This window comes from Pseudoalteromonas sp. SA25, assembly GCF_011378705.1.
Lineage (GTDB): Bacteria > Pseudomonadota > Gammaproteobacteria > Enterobacterales > Alteromonadaceae > Pseudoalteromonas > Pseudoalteromonas arctica.
In genome coordinates this window covers 84,538-102,733 of record NZ_WTKV01000007.1, presented here as the reverse complement: position 1 = coordinate 102,733, position 18,196 = coordinate 84,538, and the positions used below count along the sequence as shown (strand labels likewise).

Here is an 18,196-nt window from a genome sequence, read left to right as displayed (position 1 = left end):
ATTGTATGTTAGATAAAGTGACTCAGTTGCTGCTTGTAGAAGATGATGAAGATGATTACATACTCACCTGCGACTATCTGGACCAATTGGATTCACACACGTTTAACATTCAATGGATAAGTTCCCCAGAGCAGGCAATTGCAACGCTTAGTAAAAACGAGCATGACATTTGCCTGCTTGATTACCGCTTGGGTGCATCTAATGGTTTAGATGTATTAAAAGAAGCGATTGCTAATGGCTTTAGCGGTCCCATAATTATGCTTACCGGGCAGTCAAACGACGAGTTAGACTCGGCAGCGCTTGATGCCGGTGCAGTAGATTACTTAATAAAAACAGAAATGAGTTCGAGCCGCTTTGCGCGCGCTATTCGTTATGCACTTGCTCGTAAAGATGTTGAAGGCGAGCGAGTAGAGCGTTTAAAGGCCGAAGCTGAAAATCGCTCAAAAGACCGCTTTTTAGCTCATTTAAGCCACGAATTACGTACTCCTCTATCGTCTATTTTAGGTTACACCGAACTATTAATGCAGAGCGACTTTAGTCAGCAAGCAGAAAATGAATTGGGTGTTATTTATCGAAACGGTAAACATTTATTGAGCCTGTTAAACGATGTGCTCGACTTATCTAAAATAGCCGCCGATAAACTGGAACTTACCCTAAGCGAAGTTAACCTTGATAGCATGCTTGCCGATGTATACACGCTAATGCGCGTATCGGTGCTAGATAAGGGCCTTACGCTGCGCTTTGAATCTCATCAGCCATTACCTTTGGTTGCACGACTTGATGCAACAAGAGTTCGCCAAATTTTAATAAATCTAATAAACAATGCGGTTAAATTTACCGATAAAGGCGAAATTGTTGTTAATGCGTGGACGCAGTGGGTTGATGATCGTGAAATGCTATTTTTTAGCATTAAAGACTCAGGCATGGGCATTGCCCCTGAAAAACAAGAACTAATATTCAAGCCATTTGAACAAATAGCTGATGTAGAATCACGCTCTGTAGGTGGCGCAGGCTTAGGCTTGGCAATATGTGCTGAATTGTTAGCACGTATGCACGGTGATATTAGTTTGCATTCTGAAATTGGTAAAGGCTCTACGTTTACTATTTCGGTTTACCCAGGTGATATTAGCGAAGTAGAACGACAGGTACTTAATTTTAGCAGTGCGCCGCAACTACAAAGTAAATCGGCTCCATGTAAAGTGCATGGGCGAGTATTAGTAGTTGATGATTTACGTGATTTACGCATGCTAGTTGGTCATATGATCAGTACCTGTGGTGCGCGCGTCGATTATGCCGAACATGGCCAACAAGCGCTTGAAAAAGTGCGTATTGCAGATGCGTATAAAGCGCCTTACGACATTATTTTTATTGATATTCATATGCCTGTAATGGGCGGCAAGGAAGCTACCATAGAGCTTAGGAAAATGGGTTACAAAGGCCCAATAATCGCGCTCACTGCCGCTACTATGAAAGGCATACATGAGGAGCTTGCTGCACTTGGCTTTAACGATGTAATACCAAAACCTGTTGATAGCGCGGCTTTATATCAATGTTTGCAAGATTATTTGGTAGCGCCAGAGCATGCACCGCAAGCTAAAGATATAAATTGTAGTAAGGGCTTAACCGAGAAAAAGCAGCGCTTTTTACTTGTTGAAGACGATCACGATGCAGCGCAAATTACGCAGCTACTTTTAGAAAGTCTAGGCGTTGAAACCGTCATTGCGTCTAGCTGCGCACAATGTTTGCAAATACTTAATCACGACCAGCAATTTAATAAGGTATTGTTAGACATGCATTTACCCGATGGGCGTGGCATTGATTTAGGCAAGCAGATTAATGAGCGATATCCAGAGCTACGCTTGGTGATTGTAAGTGGCGCAGAGCCAGACCCTAGAGAAATAAAAGATTTAAATATTGACCGAGTTTTACTTAAACCTATTAATTTGAGCTTACTTGAAACGCTTATTAGCTAGGGCCTGTTTATCTTTCGAGGTTAAATTTGCAGCAGTATGTTTGGTATTTAGGCAAGGCAGAGCCTGTGTAGTGTGGTTATTCCCCATAAATAGGCGATAACGTAGCACAAATGCCAAACATGCGCTGCCCGAAGGGTTCTGCCCAGGGGCTATTTACTCTTTGTTGCCTACATGGATTTAGGTAAGGGGCGTGAGCAGGACGCGGAAGCTTTGCTCGGTTTTTACTTATTCTTACATGGATGTAAGTCAGTAGAATAACGCAGGAGCAGTTATCGAGCCCACTAGGTTACAAACCTCGCGCCGCGATTAAATAGCCCCTAGATTGAACAAATTTTAATCCTGAAAGGTCAACAGGTCCAATAACTGAGACATTATTTATATGTATTCAATAAAGTTAGTATCTGAAGAATTAACACCATCAAAAGTAGTCTGTGTTGGTCGAAACTATACCGCACATATTGCAGAGCTAAACAACGAAACACCAGATCAAATGGTTTTATTTAACAAACCAAATAGCGCGATTACAAATACGTTATTTGCGGCTCATAACGGCGATACACTGCATTATGAAACCGAGCTATGTTTTGTAGTTAAAAATAAAAAATTTGTAGGGGTTGGACTCGGCCTTGATTTAACTAAGCGTACTGTGCAAAGTAAATTAAAAAATAAAGGACTTCCATGGGAGCGCGCTAAAGCGTTCGACGGCTCTGTAATTTTAACTGATTTTGTAGCGCTAACTGATGTAATGAAGCACTTTAGCTTTGAACTTAAAATTAATAATAAAGTAGTTCAGCAAGGCGATACTCATTTTATGTTGCATAGCCCGGACTCAATTTTACAAGAAATTAGTGAATTTATGAGCTTAGAAGATGGTGACGTAGTAATGACAGGCACACCGTCGGGCGTAGGTGAGGTAACAGCTAAAAGTATTTTTGCTGTGGCACTTTATACTAACGATCAGTGCTTGCTTGAGCATCAGTGGCAAGTAAGTAAAAATTAATAACTTGCTGTTGGTAGTGTTGATCAAAGTCGGCAAAGGTAGTTTTAAGCCAATTATGCTGACTTTGTTGATACTCAGGCGATTGTAGTACATTGTTTTTTAGTGCGCGGTTAATTTTTTTAAGCGCTTGCTGTGCAAAATTATTAGGTGCGTTAGCCGCACAACCTATTGCTCCTCGTATAAATTGAATGTCATTTTCTGCAATTGGTACACTCTCTATATTCGTATATTCTCCTTGTTTATTAAAGTAATCGGCCATAAACGGGTAATCAATTGAGTAGTCTAAAAAGCCGTGACTCAAGCGTGCTATAACAGCCTGACTTTCATTTTCGCTACTCCAACTTAACGACGACTCTTTATCTCGTTTTGTATTTTCAATAATTGTATTAATTTTAGTTGTAAATTTACGTGCAGCAGCTTGCCCGTATACGTATTGCGGGTCGGTTAATAAATTAATAAGGTGAATAGGCGAGCCGTGCTTTTCTTCTAATTTGGGCTTTAGCTCTTTAGTCGTGATAATTGAAAATGGGGGATATACCGTTGTTGGATTTGAGTAGTTAAGTAGTTGGTTATTATGTTTTTTATAAATAACACACGGGAAGCATACGTTTTTTCCTTCACTTAAATATTTATTTATACGCTGCTGAGAGACAATTAAGCGGGTATGCTTTACATCTGTTATGGTTCTAATGAGTTGCTCGGTTAGGTTGTCGCAAATACCGCCTTGTGGTGCACTTTCGCTTTTAGCTATATGAAAAGGGGGCGTGTAACTTTGCAGCCAAATAATTTCTTCTAGAGGCTGTAATTTTTGTTCAACAGCATGCGCGTTAAATACAATTAATAGACAAAATGCATAGTATCCGCTTTTCAGCATTGATAAGTGTTCATTGAATTAAGAAAACTTAATTAAAGTATAGTGTTGGTTGTAGTAGGGTCAAATATTTTAGTTAAAAGCAGCCTTGTTCAAGGCTGCTTTTAACTGGTATATGCTTAATAAGGCATAGGATAGTTTTTAAATATAGTGTTAATCTCACTAAGAATTTCGTCGCTTAACGTGATGTTAAATGCATCAATATCTTCTTTTAATTGGGCTATGCTTGTTGCACCAATAATTGAAGAGGTTACGCCATCTACTTGGTTACACCATGCGAGTGCTAGTTGTGCTGGAGTAATATTGTTTGCATGAGCCAGATCAACATACTGCTTAGTGGCTTGCTCTGCATTGGGTGTATCTCTAAAAATACCGTTGCGCTGCATGAAGGTCCAACGTGATCCTTCTGGGCGAGCACCGTTTAGGTATTTACCCGTTAATAAACCAGCCGCTAAAGGCGACCACGGTAAGTAGGCAATATCTTCGTGTACACATTGTTCTATTAAATACGGCCAGTCTTTAGCGTGCGCTAAGCTAAACTCATTTTGAATAGATACCATACGCGGTAAGTTATGCTCTTTGGCCAAACTTAAAAACTGGCTTATACCCCATGGCGTATCGTCAGATAAACCGCAGTGCTTAATTTTACCTGCTTTAACACATTCATTAAGGCCCTCTAGAATATCAAGCATACTAGCTTGCTGCTCTTGTGTATTTACGTCGGTAAATTTAAGAGTGCCGGGCCATTGTCTGCCAAAGTGCGGGGTAGAGCGGTTTGGCCAATGCAGCTGATATAAATCAATGTAGTCGGTTTTAAGGCGCTTAAGTGAATCGTCTACGGCTTCTATTACCGTTTGGCGCGTAATATTGCCACCATCACGTACCCACGATAATCCATTGCCTGCAATTTTTGTAGCAAGTACCACATCGCTGCGCTTTTGCTGATTACGTGATAGCCAATCGCCAATAATTTCCTCAGTTTTTCCGTAGGTCTCTGGAGAGGGCGGTACTGCATACATTTCGGCTGTATCAATAAAGTTTACGCCTTGCTCTAGCGCGTAGGCTATTTGTTCATCAGCATCGCTTTGAGTATTTTGTTTACCCCAAGTCATACTGCCTAAACATACTCTTGAAACGTTAATACCACTGCTGCCAAGTGGGCTGTATTGCATGAGAATTCCTTATTGCTCGTCTTGAGAGTAGCTAACTAACGCCGATAAAAGAGGCTCTGCAATGAGGGCTTTTTGGCCTGTTTCAAAATCAAACATAACCACTTTTGAAGTGCCTGTTGTTGTTATAGCGTTTTGTGCGTGACTAAATACGGTGTAATTCATAACAAATCGGTCTGTTTTTATATCAGAAATAGTAACACCGACTGTAAGCGTATCTGGGAATGTAACTGGGCGTTTATAACGAATGTTATTTTCGCTTATTACCGGGCCCACGCCATTAGGGCTTATTGTATCGAACAGATTTATTTTATTTAAGAAGTCGATTCGGGCTATTTCAAAGTAACGTAAATACACTACATTATTTACGTGTTGTAGTGCATCCATATCAGCCCACGCTACGGTGATGTCGGTATGGATAGGGTGCTGATCTTTAAACGTTTGCATTATTTATTGGCCCTTAATTTTAAAGTACTTAGATTATCAACATGGGGTTACGAGCTCAAGGTAATTAATGGCATGTTTTTTTATAAGATGATTGTACCTATTTAATTTTAGGTCTACAGTTAAATTACACAGACAAACACAGAAAACACACAGAGGTAGAAATATGCAGAACATAATTAACTGGTCCTTAGCTTGTTTGGTTTTTATAGCCTCTTTTACCTGTTACGCAATGGGTAACGAATCAGGCGCTATTATTTTGATGTTAGCGGGGTTTTTTTTCGAGGTTATGTTTTGGTTGCGCGGTTATAAAGAGCAAGAAGGTAATAAGCGCTTTTTTTAATAGTTAACTAGGGCCTGTTGACCTTTCAGGATTAAAATTTTTTCAATCTAGGGGCTATTTAATCGCGGCGCGAGGTTTGTGACCTAGTGGGCTAAGTAAAAACCGAGCAAAGCTTCCGCGTCCTGCTCACGCCCCTTACCTACATCCATGTAGGCAACAAAGAGTAAATTGCCCCTAGGCAGAACCCTTCGGGCAGCGTATGTTTGGCATTTGTGCTACGTTATCGCCTATTTATGGGGAATAACCACACTACATAGGCTCTGCCTTGCCTAAATACCAAACATACTGCTGCAAATTTAACCTCGAAAGATAAACAGGCCCTAGGCTTGCTTATCACATTTGATTCTATAATAATGACTGTATAAATAACCAGTTATTGTTGTGGTGATGAAGAAGTTTATTCACATAGACATGGATTGCTTTTATGCAGCAGTAGAAATGCGAGATAATCCAAAACTTGCATGTGTACCGCTTGCTATTGGAGGCAATAGCCGACGAGGCGTACTCTCAACCGCTAACTATATAGCTAGAGAATATGGCGTGCGATCGGCTATGTCGAACTATCATGCTAAACAATTATGCCCCGATTTAGTTATTGTCCCTGGGCGCATGGCTGTATACAAAGAAGCTTCAAATCAAATACGTGAAGTATTTAGCCGCTACACAGATTTAGTTGAACCTCTTTCTTTAGACGAAGCCTACCTAGATGTAACAGACAGCACCGCTTGTAAAGGCAGTGCCACACTTATTGCACAGCAAATAAGAGCCGATATTTACAATGCCACCGGGCTCACTGCATCAGCAGGCATTGCACCGATTAAATTTATTGCCAAAATAGCCAGCGACGAAAAAAAACCGAATGGTCAATTTGTCGTTTTGCCTCATGAGGTCGATGACTTTTTAGCGCAATTACCGCTGGGGAAAATTCCGGGGGTGGGTAAAGTAACGCTCGAAAAGCTAAATTTAAAAGGCTTATATACCGGCAAGGATGTACGTGAAAAAGGCGTTAACTGGATGCAGCAACATGTGGGTAATTTTGGTGTGTCGCTTTATCAAAAATGTGCAGGTGAATATGTTGGTAAAGTATCAACAGATCGCATCAGAAAGTCGCTGAGTGTTGAGCATACCTACGAATACAATAAAACAAGTTTGCAAGAGTGCTTAGATGAGCTGCCAAAATTGTTAGACGAATTAGTTTTAAGGCTTAATAAACAGCAATTACAAAACCGTATTAATAAGCTGAGTGTTAAAGTGAAGTTTGCAAATTTTGTAGTGACCTCAGCCGATCAGGCATACCACGAGCTAAACACAGAAATATTTATTCAACTCCTTACTAAGGCCTATCAACGAGGGCTACAACAACCTGTAAGATTACTTGGCATAGGCGTTGGCATTAAAAGCGAGCCAGAACAAAACTTCCAACTGAGTATTCTCGATTAAGCTGTAAAGCCTGTAACCCCAAGTTGCCATTTATTGGCAAGTTGTATAATTAGCTCATCGCACCTTGCTGGTCTTCAATATTTAAATCGACGATAATAGGGGCTTATGTTTTCTAACAGGACTTTATTTATGGCATACCCTCAAGCGGTTAGTGCAAGCCTTGAATGCACATCTCATGATGCGCTTATTATTATTAGTGATGACTTTTCTCTATTACCAAATAACTCATTACGTGATGCTATTTTAGACCAAGCAAAAGTTGATTCTCGTATTGGTAAACAAGTTACTTTATTAGTGATTGAAAACAAACGCGTTGTACTTGCGCCAACGGGTCCGTTAAATAGAGATTACGACGATGTTCGCCGTTATTTTGATGCTGCTAAATTAGCAATTAACGAAGCAAAAGCGTCGGGTAGTGTTAACCCTGCATTATTTTTACCAAATTTAAATGGCGATAGCCGTTATCAGCATGCTTTAGAAGTTGCTTATTTAGGCGCTTGCCAAGCCTTATGGCAGCCATTAGAAGCGCGTGAATATCACGGTAAAAGTATTGAACCTATTACTCAAATTGGTTTAGTTGGCGCAAGCGAGCAAACAATCAAAGCTGTTAATGCAATTGCTGCAGGCCAATATGCCGCGCGTGACTTGTGTGGCACCGAACCTGAGCGTATGGCTCCACCACGTTTTGCTGATTACTGCGTTGATTTATTTAAAGGCTCAAGCATTGCAGTTGACGTAATTGATGATATTGCAGCTATTGATAAAAACTACCCAATGCTAAGCACTGTTGCTCGTGCATCGTATGCAGTTGAGCGCCATCACCCACGTGTTGTTAAGCTTGAATATGTACCAGAGGGCGAAATTACTCGTACACTTATGTTTGTAGGTAAGGGTCTTGTATACGATACAGGCGGTGCAGATTTAAAAGTAGGTGGCCATATGGCAGGCATGAGCCGTGATAAAGGCGGCGCTGCTTCTGTTGCGGGCTTTATGAAAGCCGTTGCGGATTATCAGCCTAAAGGCGTTAAAGTAGTATCGTACTTGGCTGTTGTTCGTAACTCTATTGGTTCTGATTGTTTTGTGCCAGATGAAATTATTACTAGCCGCGAAGGTATCCGTGTACGCATTGGTAATACCGATGCAGAAGGGCGCTTAGCAATGGGCGACCTGCTTAGCGAAATGAAAGATTTAGCTAAAGGCGAAATAAACCCAACGTTGTTTACTGTTGCTACATTAACGGGTCACGCGGCACGTGCAATGGGTCCTTACGGTGCGTATGTTGAAAACGGTCCAGCTCGTAGCGCTGGTGTTTCACGTCAAATAGCTGACCTTGGAGATTTGTGGGCCGATGGCGCAGAAGTATCGCGCTCTCGCCGTGAAGATTACGACTTTATTAAACCACGCACGCTAGCAGACGATGTACTCTCGAGCAATAATGCGGCATCTGCAGTTACTGCGCGTGGACATCAGTTCCCTATGGCGTTTATGGCTATTGTTGGTGGGCTTGATAAGCACGGTAACGACTCTGCGCAACCTTTGCCTTATGTGCATATGGACATTGCAGGAAGCGGTGTTGAAGGCGGTGATTGGCAGCATGGCAAGCCAACGGCTGCATCAGTAACGAGCTTGTTTGCACGTTACTGTTTGTAAGCTAAAAACTTACATGCAATAAAAAAGCCCTGTTAATTCAGGGCTTTTTGCATTTTATGAGAACGGTATCGATTAATCTAATTTAAAACGATTAACTACGCTCGAAAGCTCTTGGCTACTTTGTTTAAGATTATCACTGGCATCGGTAAGCTGTTTAGTATTATTTAATGATTGCTCAGTTGATTGAGATAGCTCATTAATACGTAAATTAACCTCGTCGGCAGCTTGAGTTTGCTGCTCTGTGGCGCGTGCGATTTGGCTGTTCATTTCGGTAATAATTGAAACAAGTCGTTCTATTTCATTAAGTGAAGTATTGGCTGATGACGCCTGATCTACGGTAGAAACTGAAAGTGCTTGGCTTGATTTAACTGCTTCTACTGCTGCTTTTGCACCTTCTTGAAGTTTAGTGATCATGGTTTGAATTTCGTCGGTACTTTGCCCTGTACGACTGGCCAATGTTCTTACTTCATCTGCAACAACAGCAAACCCTCGGCCATGCTCTCCTGCGCGAGCAGCCTCAATGGCAGCGTTTAATGCCAGTAAGTTTGTTTGCTCCGATATGCTTCTTATTACATCAAGTACAGAGCCTATATTATGGCTCTCGTTGGCTAAATCTTCTGTTACACGGCTGACTGTTTCTATGTTGCTTGAGAGTGTTTCTATTGCTGTAATTGTTTGCGCAACTACATTTTTACCCGTTGATGCGTTTTGTGCTGCATCTTTAGCTGCTTGCTCTGCGGCTTCGGCGTTACGGCTTACATCATGTATTTGGTGAGTCATTTGCTCCATGGCAGCTGCAACTTGGGTTGAGCTATCGTTTTGAAGCTCAATAAACGAGTGGCTTGTTCTACTTGAATCATCAACTGTATGCGCATGCTCGCTTACATCGTTTGCACTTTGTGATACATGAACAAGAGACTCTCGCATTTTTAAAACAAATAAATTAAATGAGTGTGATAGTTCAGATATTTCATCGTTACCGGATTCATTTAATGTACGAGTTAAATCGCCTTCACCTTGTGAAATATCTTTCATCATATCGGCTGCTAAACGAGTAGGTATTAAAATGCTCTTGCCTATAAAGTAACTAAGTAAAATAACAGCAATAATCATAATTGTTGCACTGACGACTATTAGATTACGTTGCTCGCTAAATGCTTCGTCAATTGAATCAAGATAAACACCTGAGCCAATAATCCATTGCCATTGATTAAAACCTTTAACAAATGCGATTTTTTCAACTGGTTTTTCTTTACCTGGTTTTGGCCATTTATAAGGAATAAATCCCTCGCCAGAGCGTTTAACTATATTAACCATATCAACAAACAATGCTTTGCCGTCAGGGTCTTTATTATTGGTTAAATCTTTTCCTTCAAGAGCAGGTTTTATAGGATGCATAACCATTTTTGGCTGGTAATTGTTAATCCAAAAGTAATTGGTTTTGTCGTAGCGCAGAGCTCTTATTGCATTAAGTGCTTGCGATTGAGCTTGTTGTTGAGTGAGAGTATTATTTTTCTCAAGGTCATAAAAGTGCTCGATTATACTGTACGCAGTTTCTACTACATTTTGTGTTTTAAGGTACTGCTCGTTTTTAAGAGAGCTATATTGGTGAGTTAGGCTGGCTACACTAAGCGCTATAAGCCCAAATACAACAATAGCTATGAGCAGCGAGAAACGTTGGAATATACTAAAACTACGTAGACTAGGCATACATTTATCCTCAAAAAGTGTGCGCTTTAGCGCATAGAATAAGCGTAGCTAAAAAAAGAGTTTAATCTAGGCTTAACGCCCATTAATGCAAAAAAAAGGCTGATTTATCAATCAGCCTTTAGTCTGTTATTACTTTACTTGCTTATTTAACATCAAAATGACGATTAAAGAAGTTTGTAATTGTTTGATGTAAGTGTGTTTGCACTTGTTTACCACGTAGGCTGTGCTTAGAGCCTGGGTAGGTCATCATTTCAAACTGTTTTTCGTTATCTTGCAGTTGTTTAAACAATTTAGTTGAATGAGTAAACAGCACGTTGTCGTCAGCCATTCCATGATAAATCATTAATGGGCCTTTTAAGCCATCAGCATATGGAAATACTGCGCTGTCTTCATACCCTTTAGCATTCGTATCAGGGTGACCTAAATAACGCTCTGTGTAATGCGTATCGTATAGAGCCCAATCGGTTACAGGAGCACCCGATACGCCGGCTTGAAAGTAATCGCCTGCTTTAAACATAGTCATAAGTGCCATGTAGCCGCCGTAGCTGTGGCCATAAACACCGATGCGTTGTGGGTCTACGTAATCAAGTGTACGTAAAAACTCTACGCCTTTAATTTGATCGGCAACTTCAACCACGCCTAGGTTTTTATAAATAGCATCTTCAAACTTTTTACCACGGTTGTACGAACCACGGTTATCCAGTTGAAAAATTACGTAACCTTGTTGCGCCATGTACTGAAAGTACAAGTTTTTACTGCGCCAGCTATTCGTCACTCGTTGAGCATGCGGGCCGCCGTATACGTTAACAATAACAGGGTGCTTTTTGCCATCAGTAATGTTGCTAGGCTTAAATAAACGGTAATGCATAACTTGGCCATCTTCGGCTTTAATTGTGCCGTATTCTGGTTTTGTTAAGTCGCTTAAATAAGGAGTAAGCGGATGGTTACTATCAAGCTTATTTTCTTCAAGCCATGTAATAAATTCGCCGTTTACTTTGCGAAGCGCTGCTGAGTTTGGTTTATTATCAGACGAGCTATTATCGATAAAGGTTTTGCTGTCTTTTGCTAGCACAACATTATGGTACTGACCTTTTTCGGTGATACGTTTGGCATCGCCTTTTTTAAATAAAGGCGCGCTGTATAAATGGCTTTCAAGCGGTGTATCTTTTCGACCGGCAAAGTAAACAATGCCTTTTTTCTCATCAATACCTTTTAAGCTATCAACAGCCCAATCACCAGAGGTGATTTGACGTACAAGTTGACCGTTTGTACGATACAGATATAAGTGTTTAAAACCGTCGCGCTCAGATGCCCATACAAAATGTTTTTTGTCTTTTAAAAACTCAAGATCAAAATGTAGGTTAATCCACGTTTCGCTGTTTTCGGTTAATGCTACTTTTTGGACTTTAGTTTCGCTGTTATAAAAACGAAGCTCTAATTTATGTTGCGAGCGATTTTGCCATTGGTACGACAGTGTATTGCTGTCTTTTAGCCATTTAGCACGCGCGATATAAATGTCTTCATCTTTACCTAAATCAATCCAATCTACTTTTTGGTCATTTAGCTTAACCACACCGAGTTGAATTTTTACGTTATCAGTACCTGTAAACGGGTAGCGTTGGTTAAATAATTTAACTTCATCAGCGTAAATTTCGTTACGGATAGCTTCTTTTACTGGAGTTTCGTCAACGCGGGTATAAGCAATTTTAGTTTCATCACCTGACCACCAGTAACCGGTCATGCGGCTCATTTCTTCTTGAGCTACAAATTCGGCCATGCCGTTTTTAATTACGCCGCCGCCATCTTTACTAAGCTGAATCTCTTTACCTGATTCAAGCTCTAAAGCGAATAGGTTTTGCTCTCGAATAAACGATACGTAGTTACCTTTAGGTGAAAAGCGTGCATCGGTTTCAAATGTTTCAGTGTCGGTTAGTTTTTTACTTTTAGCAGAGGCTAAATCGTAATAGTAAAGGTCACCGTTAAGTGGGAATAAAAGTGCTTTACCGTCTTTAGACCATTTGTATTCTAATATGCCTTTACCAAAAATACGTTGGCGTTCGCGGCGTGCTTTTTCTTCATCAGATAGGTTTTCTGGGCCTGAAAATAACTTTGCCGAATCAACTAGCACACGGTTGGTGTTATCTTTTAGATTGTATTCCCATAAATCGTAGCGGTTGTAGTCATCGCTTTTGCCTTGTAAATAAGTTACACGGCTGCCGTCAGGCGAAAATTTAAGTTGTACAGGTGATTTACCTGAAAGGCTCGGATCGTCAAAAATACGCTCCAACGATAAAGGTTTTGCTTGAACACTAATAGCGCCAACCATTAATGGGAGGGCTAGTGAGAGGTGTTTTATTTTTTTTAGCACAAGGTTGCCTTAGCTTATTATAAATATTGCTTTGATGGTAAAGCCAAGCGTGTGCAACTGCAACTAAATGCTATAAAGTGGCGATTATTAAAGACAAAGTAGGAAATAACAATGACTAACCCTGAATTTAAACTAGCGCCAGAACTTAAACGCGACTGTATAGAGCTTGCCGATTGGCCACTGTGTAAAGTACTTTTATTGAACGACAGCCAATATCCGTGGTTTGTATTAGTGCCTAGGCAGGCTAACTTAAAAGAGATAATTGATTTATCTGAGGATGATCAAATTGTGTATTTAAAAGAGTCAGCCAAGCTAAGTAAATTATTAATGGATGTGTTTAGCCCTGATAAGTTAAACATAGCGGCTTTAGGTAATATGGTGCCGCAATTACATATTCACCATATTGCACGCTTTACTACTGATGCTGCTTGGCCTGCGCCAATTTGGGGAAAGTATCCAGCTGTGCCGTATACAGATGTACAAATTACAGCGTTAAAAAAAGCGCTGCAGTTTTAAGCTGCAACGCTTTTTTAGGGTTTAGCTAAGTTTAACTAAAACTACTTAAGCCCTAGTACTTCTTTACCCTGTTTAAACGTTACATCTACAGGGATATTTGCTTTACTTAGTTTTTCTAAGTCTTCAGCAAGTTCTTCTTTTATATCGCCATGCGTTGCAATTAGTTGATCTACTTTTTCGTAATCGCCATCACCTTGTAAGGTTAAAATTAAGCGAGAAAGCTTGGCCATTGCAATGCTCATTTTTTCCATATTAACGCGGTACAGGCCTTCTTCATTTTTAGAAAAAGCGCCTTCTTGAGCAAAAAAGTTAAAGCGAATCATATTTGCTTTACCATGCGCACTTGATGCTCCAAAACGAACTGAGCGGAATATACCCGCCATGAAGGTCGTGTAATAATCTTCAATAGTTCCTTCTGTAATTTCGCCCTTTTTAAGTAATTGCTCAATCATGTACAGGCCTAAAATGTCGGCTTTACCTTCTTCAAGCGCACTTGCGTGTTCTTGTAATGATTGACGAACAGTACCTTTACCTGTGATTGTATTTTTAATACCTAAACCGTGAGCGACTTCATGGAACATCGTATTGGCAAAAAATGCATCAAAAGTAATGTGTTTACGCTGCTCAGGTACAATTAACTGCTTTGAAATTGGTACTAAAATTTTATCAAATTTAGCACGCATCGCATTTTTAAGTTGCAGGCGACGAGTTCCTTTTTCTAGCTGTACTTGCTCATCGTTTGGTAAGTTAATTGCAATTGTTTTACTCCCCGCGTTTGAATGCCCAGCGTAGTAAACAACATCATATGCATTTAGGTCGGCGTCAGAGCCTGGTACTTCTTGTTTGTACTTAGCATCAACGGGTAAGCCTTTTTGAAGCTCCGGTAAAAATGCGGCAAACTTAGCTAAGCGTTCGCTCCATTTTAAATCTTTAATAAGTACGTAAGATTCATAAGCTGCGCGGTAACCAAATAATTGATCTTCATAAGTTTCAATTGGACCAATAACCACATCTACTGGGTTGTTTTTCATGTCCATCCAAGCAAAGTCAGATACTTGGAAGTCATCCTTTTGTAGAGCATCAGCACGCAAGTTTAGATAGTTAGCAAATTCTTTATCGTCAGCAAGTTTGCTTGCTTGACGTAAAAGGTCAGCGGCTTTTGCAAGCCCATTAGCGTATTCTTTTGAATATGGCACGCTGTAAAGCTTACCTTGCTCATCACGCTTAATTAAAGAGTAAAGGCCTGTTTTGTCTTCAACATCTGCATTGTTTAACTCTTCTTTGGTTATATCGGCAGGGTAAAACTGTGCGCCAAGAGGTTTTTCTTTATAGCTGGATAAAAACGCTTCATCGCCATTTAAACGATCCCATGGACCGTAGTTAATATCGGCAAATTTACGTACTTTGTCGTCGTTTAGTTTTGCTAAAAAAGCGTCTTTATTTTCGCCAAAAGATTGTTTCCAAAATAACTCATCCATTATTTTTGAAGCATCAATAAGCTTTGCAACCATTGCTCGTTGGTTATCGCTTAAGTGCGATAAATCACTTTGTAGGCTAAAGTCGGTGTAAATATCTAAACGTTGGTTATTTGCATTAATAAGCTCAGGGCCTGATTGTGCACTGCTTTTTTGAGCAAGCTCTGTGGCTGTGTTGTCGGTAGAAGACGGCGCTTGTTCAGAACATGCACTAAGAAAAACGACACCAGAGAGCATAATTGCTTGGCTAATTTTATTTAAGATCATTATATTGCCTGTTAAAAAGTAAGTTTAATAATTTGTACTGCTTTAGTTAAAAGACTAAATATGTACAAACGCTTCCTTATTGTGAGTGCATTAAAGCAAAACTAAATAGTAAATAGCAAGTATTTGGCGTTGTAAGGCAGGCATGAGCGATAAAGCATTATAAATAAAAATAAACTTCTATAATTTTCTTAACTTTATCGGTAAGTTAGACAATACTAATTATATTACTAATACGAAAATTAACTGCCTGAGTTTGCAGTTACTTTACAGGCTGAACACAAAAGGACGGCAGCTTTATGTCTACAGAAAACGCTTTATTAACGATTCTAGTCGATAGAATAAATAACGATACGTTGGTTTTACCAACGCTACCTGAAGTAGCGATTAAGGTTCGCCAAGCTGCAGATAACCCTGATGTGAATTTAATGCAAATGTCAGATGTAATCTCACAAGACCCAGCGCTTTCAGCTCGTATGATAAAAGTAGCTAATAGTGCGATTATGGGACGTTCTGTAAAAGTATCTAATTTACAACAAGCAGTGACTCGCATTGGGTTGCGCCAAATTAAAAATATTGCAACAGCTATGGCTATGGAGCAATTATTTGTATCAAACAATGAGCTAATTAAAGGCTACATGGGCAAGGCTTGGCAAAAAACATTAACCGTTGCTAGCCATTCAATAACACTCATGGAGTTTTACTTAAAAAACAATAAACACACTTCATTAAATCGTGATTCAATTACATTAGCTGCGCTTGTTTACAATATTGGTGTATTACCAATTTTAACAGAAGCTGAGCGCCACCCTGAAGTGTTTGCCAACCCAAGCTTTTTAGCGCACGCAATTCAAAAGCTGAGTGGGAAAATTGGCTCATCGATTATGCAAGCGTGGGAATTTCCTAAAGAGTTTGTTGATGTAGCTCTAAGCTGGGCAGATCCAAGTTACAAACCTGATAAAGTTAGTTACGTAGACTTTATTCGAGTAGGCGCTATTTTAGAGGGAACATTACAGGTTTCTGATAAGTCAGCAGCGCTGCAAACGTACATAGATAAAGGTGTAATACCGTCTATGCAATTATTCACAAGTGATGAATACAACGATATGCTAAAAGATGTGAAAAACATGTTTAGCTAAACATGTTTTATTACACAAATAAAAAGGGTTAACTTGCGTTAACCCTTTTTATTTATTTATCGATAGTATTTTCTGTTTTGGTTTTTTCGTACCGTTTTATTCCTGCTACCCATGTTTGCAGTACGTTTGTTTTGTATATCTCGTCAACAGGTACTTTAAAGTAGTCTTTATCAATTAAAATAAAGTCGGCCCATTTACCTTTTTCTAAACTACCCACCTTAAATTCTTGATGAGCTGAATAAGCGCCACCGAGAGTAAATGCACGTAATGCATCTTCGCGGCTTAGTACTTCACTTGCGCGCCAGCCGTTTTCAGGTAGTTTGTTATGATCCATGCGTGTAATGGCTGAATACAAACCATCAAATGGATTTGCAAGCTCTACCGGGTAATCAGAGCCTGCTGCAACAACCGATCCTTGCTTTAAAAATGTTTGCCAAGCATAGGCACCGCTTAATTGTTTTTCAGTTAAGCGTTGCTCTGCCATATGCATATCAGATGTGGCATGTACTGGCTGCATTGAAGGGATTATTTTTAACGCTTTAAAGCGAGGGATATCCTCAGGCGTTACAATTTGTGCGTGCTCTATTCGGTTACGTAGTAATATACCGCCCGTTTTTTTAAACACATTTTGATAAGCATCAAGTACTACTTTATTTGCTTTATCGCCAATTGCGTGGGTATTTGCGCTAAAGCCGCTTTTAAAGCTTTGTGTAAAGAGCGCTTCGAGTTTTTCTTGTGTTTCAAGCATTAAACCATGGTGACCAGGTCTGTCTGCGTATTCTTCAATCAGAGCGGCTCCGCGAGAGCCAAGTGCGCCATCGGCGTAAACTTTAACACTGCGAATTTCCATAAAGTCATTTTTGTCGTGGTATCGGCCTGCCTTTAACATTGCGCCTAAATCAGGGCTTGCACCACTTAACATTGCCACAATACGTAGCGGTAAATTACCAAGGTCGCCGCGCTCTTTGTAAACCTCCCATGTGGCTTTATCAATACCTGCATCGTGAGTAGAGGTAATGCCTAAACTTAATAAATGCTTACCTGCTGCATCTAGTGAGTCACTTATATCTTGCTTTGAAGGGGCTGGCATATGCTGGGTAATTAGCGATTCTGCTTTATCTACAAAAATACCCGTAGGATTGCCAAATTCGTCTTTAATTATTTCACCGCCTTCAGGCGCTTTTGTTTGGGCGGTAATACCAGCAAGTTCGAGCGCTTTTGAATTAACCCAAATGGCGTGACTATCAACCCGCGAAAGAACCACAGGTTGATCGCTCACTACTTTGTCTAAATCTTTAGCCGTAGGAAAGCGTGTATCAGCCCAAAGCTCTTGGTTCCAACCTCGCCCAATAATCCAACCTTGTTTGTTATCGGCAAATACTTTTAGTTTATTTGTTACTTCATCAACCGATGTTGCGCCGCGTACGTCAAGTTGCGATAAATTATCTCCTAGGCCAATAACGTGCCCATGAGCATCAATTAAGCCAGGTAATAAGGTATTACCGTGCGCGTCAATTAGCTTGGCATCTGGGTAGCTATCTTTAAGTGTTTCGCTACCGAGCTTAACTACCTTGCCATTTTTAATAACGAGGGTAGAAAACTGCTGTACTTCACCTTTGTATAAAGGGGTATAACCATTGGCGTTATAAATTACTTTTGTTTGTGCGAGAGTGTAACTAGAACTAGCGCAAAGGCTGGCTAGTATGAGTGGTTTGATTATTTTTTTGAGTGGCATAGTTACTTAATTTTTATTGTTAATTTACTTACATTAACAAACTTGATTTTATAATACCAATGAATTGATAGACCTCATTTTAAGGCTTTTCTCTATATT

At 40.0% G+C, this 18,196-nt stretch carries 13 protein-coding genes; 6 read left to right on the top strand and 7 right to left on the bottom strand.

All coding sequences use genetic code 11. The features are described from left to right. The first annotated feature begins 5 nt into the window (after positions 1–5). Complete coding sequence (locus tag GQR45_RS07745; protein ID WP_165725605.1) at positions 6–1,973, top strand: hybrid sensor histidine kinase/response regulator; 1,968 nt, start codon at positions 6–8, stop codon at positions 1,971–1,973. Between the two features lie 379 nt (positions 1,974–2,352). After that, a complete protein-coding gene (locus tag GQR45_RS07740) occupies positions 2,353–2,973 on the top strand; it encodes a fumarylacetoacetate hydrolase family protein (RefSeq protein ID WP_165725604.1) in 621 nt (206 codons plus the stop codon). On the opposite strand, the gene GQR45_RS07735 is transcribed toward GQR45_RS07740, so the two are convergent. From GQR45_RS07735 to GQR45_RS07725, 3 genes are all read right to left on the bottom strand, one after another. Continuing rightward, positions 2,924–3,847 carry an ABC transporter substrate-binding protein gene (locus GQR45_RS07735; RefSeq protein ID WP_165725603.1) on the bottom strand — a complete coding sequence of 308 codons (924 nt, stop codon included), beginning with the start codon at positions 3,845–3,847 and terminating at the stop codon, positions 2,924–2,926. The two genes, GQR45_RS07740 and GQR45_RS07735, sit on opposite strands and share 50 nt — an antisense overlap. Before the next feature lie 116 nt (positions 3,848–3,963). Beyond that, positions 3,964–5,016, bottom strand: a complete 1,053-nt coding sequence (locus GQR45_RS07730; protein ID WP_165725602.1) for an aldo/keto reductase — start codon at positions 5,014–5,016, stop codon at positions 3,964–3,966. A 9-nt stretch (positions 5,017–5,025) separates the two neighbouring features. After that, positions 5,026–5,460 (bottom strand): thioesterase family protein, encoded by a 435-nt coding sequence (locus GQR45_RS07725; protein ID WP_010553137.1) that lies wholly within the window; start codon positions 5,458–5,460, stop codon positions 5,026–5,028. Positions 5,461–6,187: 727 nt separating this feature from the next. Here GQR45_RS07725 and dinB point away from each other — a divergent pair. Both dinB and GQR45_RS07715 read left to right on the top strand, forming a co-directional pair. Continuing rightward, on the top strand, positions 6,188–7,240 hold the full coding sequence (dinB, locus tag GQR45_RS07720) for a DNA polymerase IV (protein ID WP_024590076.1): 1,053 nt from the start codon (positions 6,188–6,190) through the stop codon (positions 7,238–7,240). A 129-nt stretch (positions 7,241–7,369) separates the two neighbouring features. Further along, positions 7,370–8,890, top strand: a complete 1,521-nt coding sequence (locus GQR45_RS07715; protein WP_165725601.1) for a leucyl aminopeptidase family protein — start codon at positions 7,370–7,372, stop codon at positions 8,888–8,890. Positions 8,891–8,962: 72 nt separating this feature from the next. On the opposite strand, the gene GQR45_RS07710 is transcribed toward GQR45_RS07715, so the two are convergent. Further along, positions 8,963–10,600, bottom strand: coding sequence for a methyl-accepting chemotaxis protein (locus tag GQR45_RS07710; RefSeq protein WP_165725600.1), 1,638 nt, complete (start codon positions 10,598–10,600; stop codon positions 8,963–8,965). Between the two features lie 142 nt (positions 10,601–10,742). Further along, positions 10,743–12,968 carry a S9 family peptidase gene (locus GQR45_RS07705; protein WP_165725599.1) on the bottom strand — a complete coding sequence of 742 codons (2,226 nt, stop codon included), beginning with the start codon at positions 12,966–12,968 and terminating at the stop codon, positions 10,743–10,745. 111 nt (positions 12,969–13,079) lie between these two features. Between GQR45_RS07705 and GQR45_RS07700 the strand changes: the two genes are divergently transcribed. Next, a complete protein-coding gene (locus tag GQR45_RS07700; RefSeq protein WP_007581544.1) occupies positions 13,080–13,484 on the top strand; it encodes an HIT domain-containing protein in 405 nt (134 codons plus the stop codon). Between the two features lie 41 nt (positions 13,485–13,525). On the opposite strand, the gene GQR45_RS07695 is transcribed toward GQR45_RS07700, so the two are convergent. After that, on the bottom strand, positions 13,526–15,226 hold the full coding sequence (locus GQR45_RS07695) for a Zn-dependent hydrolase (RefSeq protein WP_165725598.1): 1,701 nt from the start codon (positions 15,224–15,226) through the stop codon (positions 13,526–13,528). A gap of 296 nt (positions 15,227–15,522) precedes the next feature. Between GQR45_RS07695 and GQR45_RS07690 the strand changes: the two genes are divergently transcribed. Further along, positions 15,523–16,362, top strand: a complete 840-nt coding sequence (locus GQR45_RS07690) for an HDOD domain-containing protein (protein ID WP_024590070.1) — start codon at positions 15,523–15,525, stop codon at positions 16,360–16,362. A 52-nt stretch (positions 16,363–16,414) separates the two neighbouring features. Here GQR45_RS07690 and GQR45_RS07685 read toward each other — a convergent pair whose 3' ends face one another. Beyond that, on the bottom strand, positions 16,415–18,097 hold the full coding sequence (locus GQR45_RS07685) for an amidohydrolase (RefSeq protein WP_165725597.1): 1,683 nt from the start codon (positions 18,095–18,097) through the stop codon (positions 16,415–16,417). Between the last annotated feature and the right edge of the window lie 99 nt (positions 18,098–18,196).

What these genes read in the sequence shown, in the direction of transcription:
- GQR45_RS07695 (WP_165725598.1), bottom strand. Translation starts at nt 15,226, where the DNA reads ATGATCTTAAATAAAATTAGCCAAGCAATTATGCTCTCTGGTGTCGTT.
- GQR45_RS07700 (WP_007581544.1), top strand. Translation starts at nt 13,080, where the DNA reads ATGACTAACCCTGAATTTAAACTAGCGCCAGAACTTAAACGCGACTGT.
- GQR45_RS07710 (WP_165725600.1), bottom strand. Translation starts at nt 10,600, where the DNA reads ATGCCTAGTCTACGTAGTTTTAGTATATTCCAACGTTTCTCGCTGCTC.
- GQR45_RS07685 (WP_165725597.1), bottom strand. Translation starts at nt 18,097, where the DNA reads ATGCCACTCAAAAAAATAATCAAACCACTCATACTAGCCAGCCTTTGC.
- GQR45_RS07690 (WP_024590070.1), top strand. Translation starts at nt 15,523, where the DNA reads ATGTCTACAGAAAACGCTTTATTAACGATTCTAGTCGATAGAATAAAT.
- dinB (WP_024590076.1), top strand. Translation starts at nt 6,188, where the DNA reads ATGAAGAAGTTTATTCACATAGACATGGATTGCTTTTATGCAGCAGTA.
- GQR45_RS07740 (WP_165725604.1), top strand. Translation starts at nt 2,353, where the DNA reads ATGTATTCAATAAAGTTAGTATCTGAAGAATTAACACCATCAAAAGTA.
- GQR45_RS07715 (WP_165725601.1), top strand. Translation starts at nt 7,370, where the DNA reads ATGGCATACCCTCAAGCGGTTAGTGCAAGCCTTGAATGCACATCTCAT.
- GQR45_RS07735 (WP_165725603.1), bottom strand. Translation starts at nt 3,847, where the DNA reads ATGCTGAAAAGCGGATACTATGCATTTTGTCTATTAATTGTATTTAAC.
- GQR45_RS07730 (WP_165725602.1), bottom strand. Translation starts at nt 5,016, where the DNA reads ATGCAATACAGCCCACTTGGCAGCAGTGGTATTAACGTTTCAAGAGTA.
- GQR45_RS07745 (WP_165725605.1), top strand. Translation starts at nt 6, where the DNA reads ATGTTAGATAAAGTGACTCAGTTGCTGCTTGTAGAAGATGATGAAGAT.
- GQR45_RS07725 (WP_010553137.1), bottom strand. Translation starts at nt 5,460, where the DNA reads ATGCAAACGTTTAAAGATCAGCACCCTATCCATACCGACATCACCGTA.